This window comes from Marinobacter salinus (assembly GCF_001854125.1).
Classification (GTDB): Bacteria; Pseudomonadota; Gammaproteobacteria; order Pseudomonadales; family Oleiphilaceae; genus Marinobacter; species Marinobacter salinus.
Genome location: NZ_CP017715.1, coordinates 613,087 through 628,442, shown reverse-complemented (window position 1 = coordinate 628,442; position 15,356 = coordinate 613,087). Strand labels below are relative to the sequence as shown.

General features: G+C 56.4%; 15 protein-coding genes. 3 read left to right on the top strand and 12 right to left on the bottom strand.

Annotated elements, in window-relative coordinates; genetic code table 11:
* Positions 1–23: 23 nt before the first annotated feature.
* The 7 genes from BKP64_RS02950 to flhA all read right to left on the bottom strand — a co-directional run bounded on the left by BKP64_RS02950 (position 24) and on the right by flhA (position 8,751).
* A complete protein-coding gene (locus tag BKP64_RS02950) occupies positions 24–2,141 on the bottom strand; it encodes a chemotaxis protein CheA (protein WP_070965820.1) in 2,118 nt (705 codons plus the stop codon).
* Between the two features lie 17 nt (positions 2,142–2,158).
* Positions 2,159–2,944, bottom strand: coding sequence for a protein phosphatase CheZ (locus tag BKP64_RS02945; RefSeq protein WP_070973524.1), 786 nt, complete (start codon positions 2,942–2,944; stop codon positions 2,159–2,161).
* Positions 2,945–2,964: 20 nt separating this feature from the next.
* Positions 2,965–3,348, bottom strand: a complete 384-nt coding sequence (gene cheY, locus BKP64_RS02940) for a chemotaxis response regulator CheY (protein WP_070965817.1) — start codon at positions 3,346–3,348, stop codon at positions 2,965–2,967.
* Between the two features lie 152 nt (positions 3,349–3,500).
* Positions 3,501–4,253 carry an RNA polymerase sigma factor FliA gene (locus BKP64_RS02935; protein WP_070965815.1) on the bottom strand — a complete coding sequence of 251 codons (753 nt, stop codon included), beginning with the start codon at positions 4,251–4,253 and terminating at the stop codon, positions 3,501–3,503.
* A 30-nt stretch (positions 4,254–4,283) separates the two neighbouring features.
* On the bottom strand, positions 4,284–5,096 hold the full coding sequence (locus BKP64_RS02930; protein WP_070965812.1) for a MinD/ParA family protein: 813 nt from the start codon (positions 5,094–5,096) through the stop codon (positions 4,284–4,286).
* A gap of 104 nt (positions 5,097–5,200) precedes the next feature.
* Entirely contained in the window at positions 5,201–6,511 is a 1,311-nt protein-coding gene (gene flhF, locus BKP64_RS02925) for a flagellar biosynthesis protein FlhF (protein ID WP_070965809.1), read from the bottom strand.
* 59 nt (positions 6,512–6,570) lie between these two features.
* Positions 6,571–8,751 carry a flagellar biosynthesis protein FlhA gene (gene flhA / locus BKP64_RS02920; protein WP_070965806.1) on the bottom strand — a complete coding sequence of 727 codons (2,181 nt, stop codon included), beginning with the start codon at positions 8,749–8,751 and terminating at the stop codon, positions 6,571–6,573.
* Between the two features lie 229 nt (positions 8,752–8,980).
* Between flhA and upp the strand changes: the two genes are divergently transcribed.
* Genes upp through BKP64_RS02905 form a run of 3 tightly spaced genes read left to right on the top strand, consistent with a single transcriptional unit; the run spans position 8,981 to position 11,713 of the window.
* On the top strand, positions 8,981–9,619 hold the full coding sequence (gene upp / locus BKP64_RS02915; protein ID WP_070965803.1) for a uracil phosphoribosyltransferase: 639 nt from the start codon (positions 8,981–8,983) through the stop codon (positions 9,617–9,619).
* 2 nt (positions 9,620–9,621) lie between these two features.
* Positions 9,622–10,878, top strand: coding sequence for a uracil-xanthine permease family protein (locus BKP64_RS02910; protein ID WP_070965801.1), 1,257 nt, complete (start codon positions 9,622–9,624; stop codon positions 10,876–10,878).
* On the top strand, positions 10,859–11,713 hold the full coding sequence (locus tag BKP64_RS02905; protein WP_070965798.1) for a class I SAM-dependent methyltransferase: 855 nt from the start codon (positions 10,859–10,861) through the stop codon (positions 11,711–11,713). The genes BKP64_RS02910 and BKP64_RS02905 overlap by 20 nt, the downstream gene beginning before the upstream one ends.
* A gap of 27 nt (positions 11,714–11,740) precedes the next feature.
* Here the strand turns inward: BKP64_RS02905 and flhB are convergent, their stop codons facing one another.
* The 5 genes from flhB to fliO all read right to left on the bottom strand — a co-directional run bounded on the left by flhB (position 11,741) and on the right by fliO (position 15,355).
* Positions 11,741–12,877, bottom strand: coding sequence for a flagellar biosynthesis protein FlhB (gene flhB / locus BKP64_RS02900; RefSeq protein WP_070965796.1), 1,137 nt, complete (start codon positions 12,875–12,877; stop codon positions 11,741–11,743).
* A gap of 180 nt (positions 12,878–13,057) precedes the next feature.
* Positions 13,058–13,843 carry a flagellar biosynthetic protein FliR gene (gene fliR / locus BKP64_RS02895; protein WP_070965793.1) on the bottom strand — a complete coding sequence of 262 codons (786 nt, stop codon included), beginning with the start codon at positions 13,841–13,843 and terminating at the stop codon, positions 13,058–13,060.
* Between the two features lie 3 nt (positions 13,844–13,846).
* A complete protein-coding gene (fliQ, locus tag BKP64_RS02890) occupies positions 13,847–14,116 on the bottom strand; it encodes a flagellar biosynthesis protein FliQ (protein WP_070965790.1) in 270 nt (89 codons plus the stop codon).
* A gap of 11 nt (positions 14,117–14,127) precedes the next feature.
* On the bottom strand, positions 14,128–14,904 hold the full coding sequence (gene fliP, locus BKP64_RS02885; protein ID WP_070965787.1) for a flagellar type III secretion system pore protein FliP: 777 nt from the start codon (positions 14,902–14,904) through the stop codon (positions 14,128–14,130).
* Positions 14,905–14,908: 4 nt separating this feature from the next.
* Positions 14,909–15,355 (bottom strand): flagellar biosynthetic protein FliO, encoded by a 447-nt coding sequence (fliO, locus tag BKP64_RS02880; RefSeq protein ID WP_070965783.1) that lies wholly within the window; start codon positions 15,353–15,355, stop codon positions 14,909–14,911.
* Position 15,356: the final 1 nt, after the last annotated feature.

The following is a 15,356-nucleotide window of genomic DNA, read 5'->3' as shown; positions in this document are numbered from 1 at the left end:
GTTCAATTATTTCCTGTACCGACTCAGCTGTATTGCTGTAGCAAGCTGGGAACATCAATAATGAGTGCAATACGACCGTCACCGGTAATGGTCGCGCCCGCCATGCCCGGTGTCCCCTGAAGCGCCCGGCCAAGCGGTTTGATGACCACTTCTTCCTGGCCGACAAGCTGATCCACCACAAAGCCAACCTGACGGGTACCCATGGCAACAATAACGACGTGGGCGTTGTCCGGCTCCTTCTGACCGGCAGGACTATTGACCAGCCAGCGTTTGATATGGAAAAGCGGAAAGACTTTGTCCCTGACGACGATGCACTCACGGCCATCAACAACGTTGGTTTTGGTGAGATCCAGATGAAAGATCTCAACTACATTGACCAGAGGCAACGCAAAAGACTGATCATCGAGTTTGATCATCAGCGTCGGCATGATTGCCAGGGTCAGGGGCACTTTAATAATGATGCTCGAACCCTTGCCCAGCTCGGATACGATGCTGATCTGGCCATTGAGCTGCCCGATCTTGGTCTTCACCACATCCATTCCTACGCCACGACCGGACACGTCCGAGATTTGCTCCTTGGTCGAGAAACCTGCGGCGAAGATCAGGTTGAAGCACTCATTATCGGTGAGACGATCCGCAGCATCCTGATCATAGACGCCCTTTTCGACGGCCTTACGGCGCAGTACCTCCGGGTCCATCCCCGCGCCATCATCCTGAATAGACAACAGAATGTGATCACCTTCCTGCTCCGCAGACAGTGTCACCGTACCCTGACGCGGCTTCCCTGCTTTCTCACGGACATCGGGTGCTTCAATCCCATGATCCACCGAATTGCGAACGAGGTGGACGAGGGGGTCGGACAAGGCCTCAACGAGATTCTTGTCCAGATCGGTTTCTTCCCCGTGCATGACCAGGTTCACTTCTTTTTTCAGGTTCCGCGCGAGGTCACGTACGACCCTGGGGAATCGACCAAAGACTTTCTTGATCGGCTGCATGCGGGTTTGCATAACCGCAGCCTGGAGATCAGTGGTGACCACGTCCAGGTTGGATACCGCCTTGTGCATGTGCTCGTCTTCACTTTCAGAACCCAGTCGCTGCAGGCGGTTTCGCACCAACACCAGCTCACCCACCATGTTCATGATATCGTCCAGGCGCTTGGTATCGACACGAACCGTGGTGTCGGCTGCGGGTGCTGTGTCTCTCGCAGGTGCCGCCGCTTTCTGGGCAGGCTTTGCTTCCGGCTTCGGCTTGGGCTCCTCGGCCTTGCCCTTTGAGCCAGCAGCCGCAGAGGGTTGTGGGGTTGGACGGACGGCCCCTCCTTGCTTTGACGCCTTGGCATCCGCCACGGTCGGGCTTCCGCCCTGGCCATGCAACTCATCCAGTAGTTTTTCAAACTCATCATCGGTGATCAGGTCATCACCCGGTTTGCCAGAGGCGGCCGGTTTTTCGTCTTGATCGGGCCTGGCTTCGTCGGCCGCCGGCGCACCCGCAAACTGGCCTTTACCGTGGAGCTCATCAAGCAGCTTTTCGAATTCGTCATCAGTAATTTCATCGTCACCGGACGTGGCTTTCGCGTCGCCTGAATCACTGACAGCTTTTCCCGAGGTCTCAGCAGATGATTTGCCGGGGGAACTATCGCCGTGCAGGGCATCCAGTAACTGCTCAAATTCGTCATCGGTGATATCACCGCCGTCTTGCGGCTCGCCAGAATCACTCACTGGCTCTTCGACAACAGGCTCAGGGGCACTGCCTTCAGGCTGTGCAAGGGCATCGAGTGCAGCTATCAGGCTGTTCGGCGCCGGCGTCATCTCTTCGTGATTCCGCACCTGCTCGAACATGGCATTAACGTTATCCAGAGCCTCCAGAACCACGTCCATCAACTCCGAGTCAACCTTGCGCTTATGATTACGCAGGATGTCGAACACGTTCTCGGCGGAGTGGCAGCAATTTACGAGGGCATCAAGCTGCAGGAAACCCGCGCCACCCTTTACGGTGTGAAAGCCACGGAATATGGCGTTAAGCAGGTCACTGTCGTCCGGGTGCTGCTCAAGGTCGACCAACTGCTCAGACAGCTTTTCGAGTATCTCGCCGGCCTCAACCAGGAAGTCCTGCAGGATTTCTTCATCGGCATCAAACGCCATGCGTTACCCTCATTAATTCAGAAACCGAGACTGGACAGCAGGTCATCTACCCCGTCCTGTCCCGAAACTACATCTTCGCGCTCATTGGCCTTGATCTGAGGCCCTACACCTTGCTCGGCCGACACTTCGGTCTCAGAGATCTGATGCACGGTGCCGGTCAGCTGGTCCACATGGCTTGCCATCACGACAAGGCTCAGCATCTGCTCTTCCACTTCCTTCACCAGCGTGGTGACTTTCTGAATCACCTGCCCCGTGAGGTCCTGGAAATCCTGCGCCAGCAGAATTTCGGAGAGATTGCTGTAAATGGTGTCCGCATCAGTTGTCAGGCTGGCGAAAAAGCGATCAATACGGCCATACAGTTCACGAAACTCGGAGGGCTGCATTTCCCGGCGCCGCAAGCGCTGCCATTCTTCCCGCAACGCCGATGCCTCGTCACGCACGGCATGGGCCACTGGCATGGTCTCTTCGACGAGATCCATGGTCCGGTTAGCGGCTTGCCCTGTCATCTGGACTACGTATTCCAGACGATCAGAGGCGTCGGTCATTTTCGACAGCGCTTCTTGTTGCTCCGCGTTACGGGGATCTATCTGAAAATTACGGATTGCCTCGTGAAGACTGCGGGTCAGTCTGCCAACTTCGCGGTACAGACTCTGATCCCTTACCTCACTCAGTTCATTGATCAGCGTCATGGCCTTGGCATAATCACCAGCCTCAACGCTTTCAGCCAGTTCCGCAGCCTGATGCTTGAGCTTTTCCGTCACCTCCGGTTCCAGCCCGCGGTGGTTATTGTTGCTATCGCTCATGAGAGCCATCCGACCTCTGGTTACTGAATGCGTTCAAAGATTTTTTCAATCTTTTCCTTGAGAACGGCAGCAGTAAACGGCTTAACAACGTAACCATTTACCCCTGCCTGGGCAGCCGCCACAATCTGATCCCGTTTAGCCTCTGCCGTCACCATCAGGACCGGCAGGGTCTTCAGATCTTCATCGGCGCGAACAGCCTTCAGCAGATCGAAACCAGACATGCCCGGCATGTTCCAGTCCGTCACCAGGAAGTCATACTTGCCGCTTTTCAACATCGGCAGAGCGGAATTTCCATCATCTGCCTCATCGGTATTGCTGAAGCCGAGATCGCGCAGCAAATTCTTGATGATCCGTCGCATCGTGGAAAAGTCGTCCACGATGAGGATTTTCATGTTCTTGTCCAATGGGACCTCCAGTTAGTAACACCCGGAATTCGTTTGACCTTTTTGCTCAACGTCTATCAGGCCGCTGTTTTGACCGCTTATTGTCTGATGTTTGTTCCGGTTGTAAAGCATCGGTTACCAAAAACTACAGACCGCTATGATCCGGACACATCTCATAGAAGCTGGGCATCTGACTCCTGGCGCCAGTCGGACAAGCGTCCGCGCAGCCGCAGTGCGGCCTGGCTGTGAATCTGGCTCACCCTGCTTTCACTCACTCCAAGTACAGCGCCAATTTCTTTCAGGTTCAGTTCTTCCTGGTAGTACAGGCTAAGCACCAGCTTTTCGCGCTCAGGCAAATCTTCAATGGCTTCGGCCAGGTTGCGCCGAAAAGCATCCGAGGCCAGACCATCCAGCGGATTATCACTGCTCTCTGTTTCTTCTATCGGCAGCTCTCCGGATTCATTGAGCTCATCCAGGCTAAAAAGTCGTCCGCTGTTGGCATCAGAGAGTGAGGAATGGTATTCGGAGAGGCTTACACCCAGCTCCTCCGCCACTTCGAGATCCTGGGCTTCCCGACCGAAACGGTCTTCGACAACTTTGATGGCTTGGGAAATACGGCGGGCGTTTCGATGAACCGACCGGGGCACCCAGTCACCCTTACGAATCTCGTCCACCATGGCACCACGGATTCGGATACCGGCATAGGTCTCAAAGGTGGCGCCCTTGGCGGAGCTGTAACGTTGGGCAGCCTCCAGCAGACCAATCATGCCGGCCTGCATCAGGTCCTCCAGTTGCACGGACGCTGGCAGCCTGGCCAACAGGTGCAAGGCAATTTTCTTGACCAGTGGAGCCTGCTCCTCAACGAGTTGAGAAGCACCTTTCGCCCCAGACTGCTGGTAAATACCCAGGTTTTTCGCCAATGTCATGTATCCGGTTTTTGTTGGACTGGATCAAAATCAGACTTCGACGAGCCGCTCCACAAAGAATTCGAGATGCCCGCGGGGAGAGGAAGGCAGTGGCCAGCTATCGACTTTATCAGCGAGGGCCTTGATTGCCAGTGATGCTTTTGCTCGCGGATAAGCATCCAGCACTGCACGCTGGCGCTGAACTGCTTTTTTGACAGCCTCGTCAAAAGGAACCATACCCACGTATTGTAACGCCACGTCGAGAAATCGCTCAGTGACCCGGGTCAGTTTTTCAAAAAGATGACGCCCTTCTTCCTCGTTCCGGACCTGGTTGGCCAGAATGCGGAATCGGTTGGTGCCGTAGTCACGATTCATGAGCTTGATCAGGGCATAGGCGTCAGTGATTGACGTCGGTTCGTCGCAAACCACCAGCAACAGCTCCTGGGACGCTCGGAGAAAGCTGACGACCGATTCGGAAATGCCTGCGGCCGTATCCACAATCAGAACGTCAATCTGGTCACCCAGTTCACTGAACGCATTGATCAGCCCGGCATGTTCCATCGGGCTGAGCTGGGTCATACGCTGGGTGCCCGAGGAGGCAGGCACGATTTTGATACCGCCTGGACCATTCACCAGAACATCCTTGAGATCGCACTTTCCAGCCAGTACATCCGAAATGTTCCTGCCCGCGGTTATACCCAACAGCACATCAATATTTGCAAGACCCAGATCGGCATCCAACAACACTACACGACGGCCTTTCTGGGCCAGGGCGATACCGAGGTTGACCGACACGTTGCTCTTGCCGACCCCACCCTTTCCGCCGGAAACTGCTATCACCTGAACCGGACGTGCTCTGCTCATACTGAATCGTTTCTCTTACCAGTTTTACCGGACGCTCGTTTTATCAGAATGGCGCCAGATGCAAGTGCCGAACATCCCACCATCCGATAACAGCCTTCACCACGTCAGGCGCCTTCTGCGACGGCCTGTTGTTGCTGGAGTTTTTTCAGCCGCTCCACGGCCAGGCGCACCAGCGGAATCGCTTCTGCATGGTGCAGGTCCTCAGGAATCTTCTGACCATCGGTGTAATAAGCCACCGGCAAACCGGTCTCCATAACAAACCCGAGCGATTCCCCAAGAGTAAGGGCTTCGTCAATTTTCGTCATAACGCAGCCCGCAAGATTAGCCATCTTATAGCAATGCCAGACGGATTTCATGATGCGCGGCTGACTGGTAGCCGAAACCACCAGATGCGTACGTATATTGTGATGGCTACGGGCCAGTTCGGCCAGTTGTTCCTGATACCCCTTATCGGTACTCGTCAGGCCAGCGGTGTCAATTAACACCAGATGCCGATCGGACAGTTCATCCAGAATGTCGTCCAGGGAATGACTTTCATCCACAACCCGGACAGGGACATTCAGAATACGGCCGAATACAAACAGCTGCTCGTGTGCAGCAACCCGGTATCTGTCTGTGGTCACCAAGACCAGCGAATCAGAACCATGGCGCAGAACGTGACGAGCTGCCAGCTTGCCGATGGTCGTAGTCTTGCCTGAACCAGTCGGCCCGACCAACGCATAAACACCACCCTCATCCAACCATTCATGCCGGGATGTCCGAACACCCGTCGCCAGCATCTTCAGGGACTGCTTCCAGCCCTCATCCAGACGACCACCCTTGTGGCGACGGGACAAAGACCCGGCAAGGTTGCTACTGAGGCCAAATTCCAGAAGCCGTTCAGCCAGACGCTGCTGGACCGCGTTGCTAACAGGCTTTGCCGGCTCGGCCGTGCGCCCGCTCACCATGTCACGCAGGGAACTGATCTCGGCGCGCATCTGGGCCAGTTCATCAGAATAGCCCGTGGCCCCGGAAAAGCTTTCAGGCATTGCCGGGCCTCCGACCTCGGCACCTGAAAAACCGACAGAGGCCGCCTCATTCAGGTCAGCAAAAGATGCTCCGCCATAGGATGCGCCGACCTTCGCCCGCTTCTCCCTGACGTCGCGAATGCGATCTCTGGAACGGCCCAGTTCGTCTTCGAGCCTGCGGTGCTGGTCCGCCTGCATCTCGGCCAGACGGGATCCGTTGGTCGCATCCTGGGCTTTGTCCCCCAGACTCTGCCGCGCCATATTTTCGTCGTAGTCCAGCGCCGTCACGATTTCGACGCCGCCATCTACCCGCCGGTTGGAGAGAATCACAGCGTCCGGCCCCATTTGCTCGCTGACCTGCTTCAGTGCCTCTGCCATGCTCTGAGCGAAAAACCGTTTTACTTTCATTCTGTTTCATCCTCCACCGGCAGCGCCGTGTTGCGCTGTCCGCTTTGTCGCCCGTCCGGTTACTGGCCGACGGACGCCACGATAGTGATCTGTTTGTTATCCGGTATTTCCTGGTAGGAGAGAACGTGCAAACGCTCAATTCCATAACTGGCAAATTTTGCCAGCACCGGTCGCAACGGGCCGGAAACCAGCAGGATCGCGGGTTTACCGAGCATTTCCTGACGCTGAACACTTTCCTGCAGGGACCGCTGCAACTTTTCCACCATGTTCGGCTCCAGAACCAGCCCTATGTCTTCCTGACCGCCGGATTGTTGACTCTGTTGAACAGACTTTAGCAATAACTGTTCCAGATCCGGATCCAGGGTAATAACAGGGATTTCTGATTCGTTCCCGCAGATGCTCTGGACAATCATTCGTCTCAGCGACTGGCGGGCGACAGTCGTCAGCAGTTTCGGATCCTGACTCTTGGGATGGACATTAACAACGGCCTCGGCAATGGAGCGCATATCACGGATCGGCACTTCTTCTCTCAGAAGACTCTGCAACACCTTGAGCAGCAAGCTGATGGAAATAGTGGTCGGGACGAGCTCCTCCGCCAGTCTGGGAGAGATCTTTTCCAGTTGATCGAGCCACTTCTGGACTTCTTCATGGCCAAGCAGTTCATGGGCATGCTTCTGGAGAACCTGGTTAAGATGCGTTGCCACGACCGTGCTGGCATCCACCACGGTATACCCGAGAGTCTGGGCCTGATCCTTCTTTTCTGGCTCTATCCAGCATGCATCAAGGCCAAACGCGGGGTCCTTGCCTTCGATACCTTCTACTTTGCCAAAGACCTGACCGGGATCAATCGCCAGCTCCCGATCCGGATGAATCTCCGCTTCGGCGATGGTCACCCCCATCAGAGTTATCCTGTACACATTGGGCATCAGGTCCAGATTGTCCCGGATATGCACCGAGGGCATCAGAAAGCCCAGATCCTGGGACAGCTTTTTACGTACACCCTTGATCCGGCTCAGCAACTGGCCACCCTGCGATTTATCGACCAGAGGAATCAGCCGATAACCCACTTCAAGCCCGACAACATCCACCGTCGCCACATCATCCCAACCGAGTTCTTTGGACTCGCCCGGTGCTGGCAGCTGCCGACCCTGGTCGCTCCCGGAATCGCCGCCCGGGGGCAGGTCCCGACCAGCCGGACGAGCTGCTCCGCCAGCGCCGCTGCGCCCGGGGAACACGGCGTCTTCTTCCACAGTCTGACGGTCGTGCTTCCAGATATACCAGGCCGCCGCCGCCGACAGACCGCCCAGTCCAAGAAACGCCACGTGAGGCATACCCGGTATCAGCCCCAGTATAATCAGGATGGCGGCCGCAATAGCCAGAGCCTTCGGCGCGCTGAACATCTGCTGTAGAATCTGTCCACCCATATCCTGGCTGGAGGTAACCCGGGTCACCATGATCGCGGCAGAGGTGGAGAGCAACAACGACGGAATCTGGGCCACAAGACCATCACCAATGGTCAGCAGCGCATATCGCTCCATGGCGAGCCCGAAATCGAGATCGTGCTGCAGCATTCCGATGGCCACGCCGCCAATAATATTGATCGCCAGAATCAGCAAACCGGCAACAGCATCCCCTTTCACGAACTTCGAAGCACCGTCCATGGAACCGTAGAAGTCGGCTTCCTGGGCGATTTCAGCCCGCCGATGCTTGGCCTCTTCCTGATTGATCAGTCCGGCGTTCAGGTCCGCATCAATGGCCATCTGTTTGCCGGGCATGGCATCCAGGGTAAAGCGGGCGCTGACTTCAGAAACCCGGCCGGCCCCTTTCGTGACCACAAGGAAGTTGATGATCATCAGAATGGCGAAGACCACCAGGCCGACGGCGTAGTTACCCCCAATCAATACGGCACCAAACGACTCAATCACCTTACCCGCGGCATCACCCCCCTCGTGTCCTTCCAGCAACACGATACGGGTTGAAGCCACGTTCAAGGCCAGGCGCAGCAGTGTCGCTACCAGCAGAACCGTCGGGAAAGAAGCGAACTCCATAGGCCGTAGGGCGTACACGCACACCAGCAAGATAACTATCGACAGTGTGATGTTGAAGGTAAAGAAGACGTCCAGCAGAAACGCGGGCATGGGCAGAATCATCATGCCCAACAGCCCCATCAGCATGACCGGGACACCCAGATTTCCCCGCGTCAGGGATTTGACGTTGTTAAGGACTAAAGCTCTGTCCATGCCGGAAACTTCTCCGATTGGCTGTGCCTGCAGGCGTTATCAGGGTCGAAAATCTGACGCCGGGGCGCCATCTCAGGGTGGTGTCGCAAGATCCGTACCACTCCTTACCGGATTTCCTCCGGCTTTCTCCCCGGGGCTGCCTGACTCAACCTGTTAGATACGGTATCCTTGCGCCATTTAATCGCGTTCCCAAAACCAACACTGATAATCCAGACACACAGGTGACCCCATGCCAATCCACGAGGTTAAGCACCCCCTGATCCGACACAAACTCGGCCTGATGCGCCGGGCGGACATCAGCACCAAGAATTTTCGTGAGCTGGCACAGGAAGTCGGCGCGCTGCTGACTTACGAAGCCACCAAGGATTTCAACCTGCAGGAAAAGACCATTGAAGGCTGGGCCGGTCCGGTTAATGTCGAGCAGATCCATGGCAAGAAAATAACCATTGTTCCCATTCTTCGTGCCGGGCTGGGCATGCTGGACGGCGTCCTCAGCCTGATACCGGTTGCCCGGGTCAGCGTAGTTGGCCAGATTCGAAATGAAGAGACCCTGGAGGCAAGCACCTATCTGGAGAAACTCGTGGGTGAGCTCGACCAGCGCATGGCGCTGATTGTGGACCCGATGCTTGCGACCGGCGGCTCCATGATTTCCACGATCGATCTTCTGAAAAAGGCTGGCAGCACGGAAATCCGCGCTCTGGTTCTGGTTGCAGCACCCGAGGGTATCGAGAAGGTACTGGAAAAGCACCCGGACGTATCTATATATACCGCGTCGGTTGATGACCACCTGAATGACAAGGGTTACATCCTGCCGGGTCTCGGCGATGCCGGAGACAAGATCTTCGGCACCAAGCAGAAGGACGTTTAATAATGCAGGATCATACCAACGACCCGGTCTGGAAACAGGTCATCGCCGGCTCCCAAATGCTGCTTGTTGCTTTTGGCGCTCTGGTGCTGATGCCCCTTATCACAGGGATGGACCCGAACGTCGCCCTGTTCACTGCCGGCCTCGGCACCCTTATTTTCCATATCGTTACCGGTGGCCAGATCCCGATTTTTCTGGCCTCGTCGTTCGCGTTTATCGCGCCCGTGATTGCCTCCAAAGGCAAGTTCGGTATGGAAGAGACCCTTGGCGGACTGATGGCTGCCGGTATTCTCTACATTATCCTGAGCGGACTGGTTCGCCTTCGCGGAACCGGCTTTGTACGCGGCCTCCTGCCCCCGGTCGTTATTGGCCCGGTCATCATGACCATCGGTCTCGGCCTGGCCCCGGTCGCCGTGCACATGGCCTCCGGTCGCACCGGTGACGGTGCCACCCAGCTTATCCCTTATGACACCGCCATCTGGATCGCCATGACTTCCCTGGCCGTGACTATCATCATGTCGGTGTGGGCCAAAGGCATCTTCCGCCTGATCCCGATCATGTTCGGGGTTATCACCGGTTACGTGCTCTCGGCGTTTGCCGGCATCGTGGATACCACACCTATCCAGGAAGCCGCCTGGCTGGCCATGCCCAAATTCGTAGCACCCGAGTTCAGCTGGGGTGCCATTATGTTCATGATCCCCGTCGCCATTGCGCCGGCCATTGAGCATATCGGTGACGTTCTGGCTATTGGCAACGTAACCCGCAAGAACTTCATTGAAAAGCCCGGCCTGCACCGTACATTGTTGGGCGATGGCCTCGCAACCAGCGCAGCGGCCGCGCTCGGCGGACCACCTAACACCACCTACTCGGAAGTGACCGGTGCGGTCATGCTGACCAAGAATTTCAACCCGCGCGTCATGTGGTGGGCCGCTGTGGTTGCGATTGTACTGGCATTCGTGGGCAAGTTCGGCGCTGCCCTGCAAACCATTCCGGTTCCGGTCATGGGTGGCATTCTTTGCCTGCTGTTTGGCTCTATCGCCGTGGTCGGCCTGAACACACTGATCCGCCACCAGGTAGATCTGGCAGAGTCCCGCAATCTGGTTATCGTGGGTGTAACCCTGGTATTCGGAATTGGTGGTATGGTGCTCGGGCACCTGGAAGGCATCGCTCTGTGTGCGGTGGCTGCCATCATCCTGAACCTGATCCTGCCGGGCAGTCGCGAGGCATGGGGCAAAGCCATTTATGAGCAACAAACCGACTGACAGCTCGGGAATCAGCTTTACTGCCCTCTACACCGGTGCCGTCTGGCACCGGTATGGGCTCTCCGACGATATTCTTGCTACCCGTCAGGGCCGCTGGCTCTATCACCTGATGACTCCCTTCGAGGCCGCGAGCAAGGTCGCCATCGGCGGGAATATCCGAACCTTCCTGCTGCAACGCCATCTCATCATTGATCACCTGATAGACAAAGCCATCAACGAACAGGGCATCACCCAGGTTCTTGAAATCGCCTGTGGCATGTCCCCTCGCGGCATCCGGCTAAGGGCGCGGCACCCGTTGATCCAGATGGTCGAAGCCGACCTCCCGAACATGGCGGGCCGAAAAGCAATGCGGTTATTGGCGGCGGGCAGACTTGGCGAACATCACCAGGTGACACCCATCGATATTCTGGCTGATCATGGTGAGTACCAGGTGGAAACGGTCATCGACCGGGTCTTCGATAACACCAACCCCGTTATTATCATTACCGAAGGCCTGACGAGCTACTTCACCCTGGACGTCATCAGCAATTTCTGGCGGCGTTTGTCGGCGGTCATGGCAAAACGTCCCGGCTCTGTCTACCTTTCCGAAAGCTACTATCGCCCGAAGCAACCATTACTGAAAGGCACTCTCAATACCCTCGGCCACGTTCTGGGCGCCGTCACCCGAAGCCAGGTGTCGTTCCACTTCCTTACCGATGAAGAAGCGCGGGCGCACTTCCTGTCCTGCGGGTTCACATCAGCGACGGTTCACGATCCACGGTCGTGGTATGGAAAGCTGCCGATTCCGGAGAGTCGCGGGGAGCCGATGGTTCGGGTTATTGAGGCTTGCTGCTAACGCCCGGCGGGGACCTGGGATCCCGGCCTAAATATCACGTCGAAGGTCAGAAGGGATCGGGAAATCAGGCATGCCAGGCCTGGGTCCGCGTCCTTTGCGGAATTGCCGAAGCTGGAAAACGTAAGCCAGAACCTGAGCTATCGCCATATAGAGGCCATCGGGAATCTCATCGCCAATGTCAGAGTTGTGATAGACCGCCCGGGTGAGCGGCGGCGTGCGGAGAATTTCGACTTTGTGCTCGCGGGCGATTTCCATAATCTTGAAGGCGATTTCATCGGAACCCTTGGCGACGACCACAGGCGCTGCCATTGCTTTCTGATCATATTTCAGGGCCACGGCATAATGGGTCGGGTTGGTAATGACCACATCGGCAGTCGGCACATCCTGCATCATGCGGCGCTGCGCCATTTCACGCTGGAGCTGGCGAATTTTACCTTTGACTTCCGGTTTACCCTCGGTGTCCTTGTACTCGTCCTTGACCTCTTGCTTGGTCATTTTCAGCTTTTTCTGGTGATCGTATATCTGGAACGGCACATCAATAAGAGCAATGATGATGGTGGCGCAGGAAAGCGCAAAGAAACTCCAGCCCAATGTCCAGAGAACGTGCTCCATGGCTGGTACCGCAGGCTCTTCTGCGATGCTCAGCAGATCCTCGGTGCGCAGGTTGAGGATTAGTATGGCAACCGCCAGCACCAGACCAACTTTGGCGATGGCTTTGACCAGTTCGATCAGGGAGCGCGCCGAGAACATGCGACCCAGGCCCTTGATGGGGTCCATCCGGTTAAGTTTTGGCGCAATGGCCTTGCCGCTGAACAAAAGCCCACCGATGCCGATTGAACCGAAGATGGCTGCGATCAACAACAGGATAAGTATCGGCGACAGGGCCCAGGCGGCCTCTTTGGCTGAGGCAATCAGCTGGACGCTCATGTGGCGGGTATCAAAGATCGCGGAACGTTCGAGCACAAAGCTGTCACGCATGATGGCTTCGAGCGAGGCGCCAAGGCTGGCCCCAAACATCAGCAGGCCGCCAGCACCCGCCAGAAGCACGGCCATGGTGGCGAGCTCACGGGAACGCGCGGTCTGGCCCTCCTCTTTGGCTTTCTCAAGCCTTCGGGGCGTGGCCTCTTCCGTTTTTTCCTGACTGTTGTCGTTTTCTTCGGCCATTAATGAGCTTCCGTTTTTTCGGAAGGCGGAAAGGCCTTTTCAAAACCCGCTCAAGCCCGTCCGTGGGGCTCTTGAGCTCCGCCATCCATGGCTCCGCACAGTTTTGAAAAGGCCTTACCACCTTCCTCTGCCAGCAATTATTCCGGCGTATTCAAAGCACTCAACGAGGTCACAGCGCGCCTAAGGCTGCCCCTGCAGCTGCCTCATAAAATCAAACGTTTCTCTGGTGTACTGATCAAAGTGCGGCAGAAAATTGGCGTGCAGTACCCATATGGCAAACAATCCAAAAATCAGGCCAATGGGGAAGCCCAGAGCAAAGATGTTCATCTGGGGCGCTGCACGGGTCATCACGCCAAAGGAGATGTTGACGATCAATACGGCCGTTACCGCGGGCAATGCCAGCAGCATTGCAGAGGCAAACATCCAGCTTATGCGATGAGCCAGTTCCCATAGGCCGTTCTGCCCTAACCCCTCCATGCCGATTGGCAGCGTTCTGAAGCTTTCGATGAAGACTTCAAACACGGCCAGATGACCGTTCATGGCAAGGAATAACAGGGTAATGGTGATGGTGTATATCTGGGCAAGTACCGGTACGTTAACACCGTTGGCAGGGTCAACCATGGAGGCGAAACCCAGACCCATTTGCATGGCGATCATCTGGCCGGCGACGACGAATAACTGCCAGAGAGCCGTGAGGGCAAAGCCCAGCCCGACACCGATCAGTATCTGCTGCAACGTTATGACCACGGCATCGGCACTGAGCGCTTCTACCTGTGGAACCGGCGGGATCATGGGCGCTATGAGAACCGTCATCAAGAGTGCCAGGCCCAGGCGAACCCGAGCCGGGACCAGCTGGGTACCGAAGATGGGGATCACCATCAGGAAACTTGCAAGCCTGAACAGGGGCCAGAGGTGCTGCCCCACCCACTGGCCCAGGATATCCGCGCTCAACTCCGCCGGTATCATCCGTCAGCCGATCAGGTAGGGAATACTGGAGATCAGCCGGTTGGCGTGATCCAGCAGCTGGGTTAGCATCCAGGGGCCCATCACGATAATGACAATGAGGGTCACCAGCAAACGCGGCAGGAAGCTCAGGGTCTGTTCGTTAATCTGGGTCGCGGCCTGGAAGGTACTAACGACAAGACCGATGACGAGGCCAGGCCCGATAATAACGGACGATAACAGAACGATCATCCACAGGGCTTCGCGAAGGATATCGATGACGGTTTCCGGAGTCATGACATCGTCCCCTATATTCCGTAACTGGCCGCCAGAGTCCCCATGATCAGGGCCCAGCCGTCCACCAGTACAAATAACATGATCTTGAATGGCAGCGATATGATGATCGGTGACAGCATCATCATACCCATCGCCATCAGTACGCTTGCCACCACCATGTCGATAATCAGAAACGGGATAAACAGAATAAACCCGATCTGGAATGCCGTTTTGAGCTCGCTGGTGACGAACGCCGGCATCAGCACCCAGAAAGAGACATCCTCGGGCGTCTGGTACTGTTCGTCAGCCATTCGCATGAACAGGGCAAGATCGCTTTCCCGGGTTTGTTCCATCATGAATTTCTTGAATGGCTGGCTGGCCAGCGCCACGGCTTCTAACGAGGTCACTTCTTCCTGAAGGTAGGGCTGAAGCCCGACCCTGTTGGCCTCTTCCAGTACCGGTTTCATGATAAAAATACTGAGAAACAGCGCGAGGCCCAGCAGGATCTGATTGGATGGCGTTGCCTGCAGCCCCAGCGCCTGTCGCAATATGGCAAATACCACGATGATGCGGGTAAAGGAAGTCATCATCATCAGCATGGCGGGCAGGAACGTAAGCGCTGTCATCAGCGCAAGGATCTGCAGGGTTACCGAGTATTCCTGGACGCCGTCGCCCTCACCCGGCGTTACCGTGAACGCCGGAATGCCGGGAATCCCTGTCGCATCCTGGGCCAGTGCCAGTTGGCTGAAGAGAATGCCCAGCAACAGAACCACAAGCGGGCTGAAACGTTTGAACAGTCTGGCAATCATGGGGTCATTCGTTCCTTGTCGGCGAAGTCCAGGATTTGCCAATCATGCTTTGAAGCCGGCGAGCAAAGTCGCCCGTGGCGGGGTTGCCGGCATCGACCACCGGCTCGTCAAAAACATGGAGAGTGCGTATGGCCGAGGGAGTAATGCCCAGCAGGATCTGTTGCCCGCCGACCTCAATCAGCGCGATTCGCTCCCTGGCGCCCAAAGCCATTACCGAGACGACCTTGATAGCATTGTTGTTCATGCCGGTCATTCCATTCATTCGGCGAATAATCCAGGCACAACCGTAAATGAGTGCAATGACAGCCACCAGACCAATACCGAGGCTGACAATGGTCCCAACAGTATCAGGCGTCCTTATCGGCGCTGTCTGGGCAGAGCCCGCCGTTTCTTGAGCGAGCACGGGTGCAGCCAGAGCCAGACAGGTCAGCACCGCAAGCGTCGATCTCATA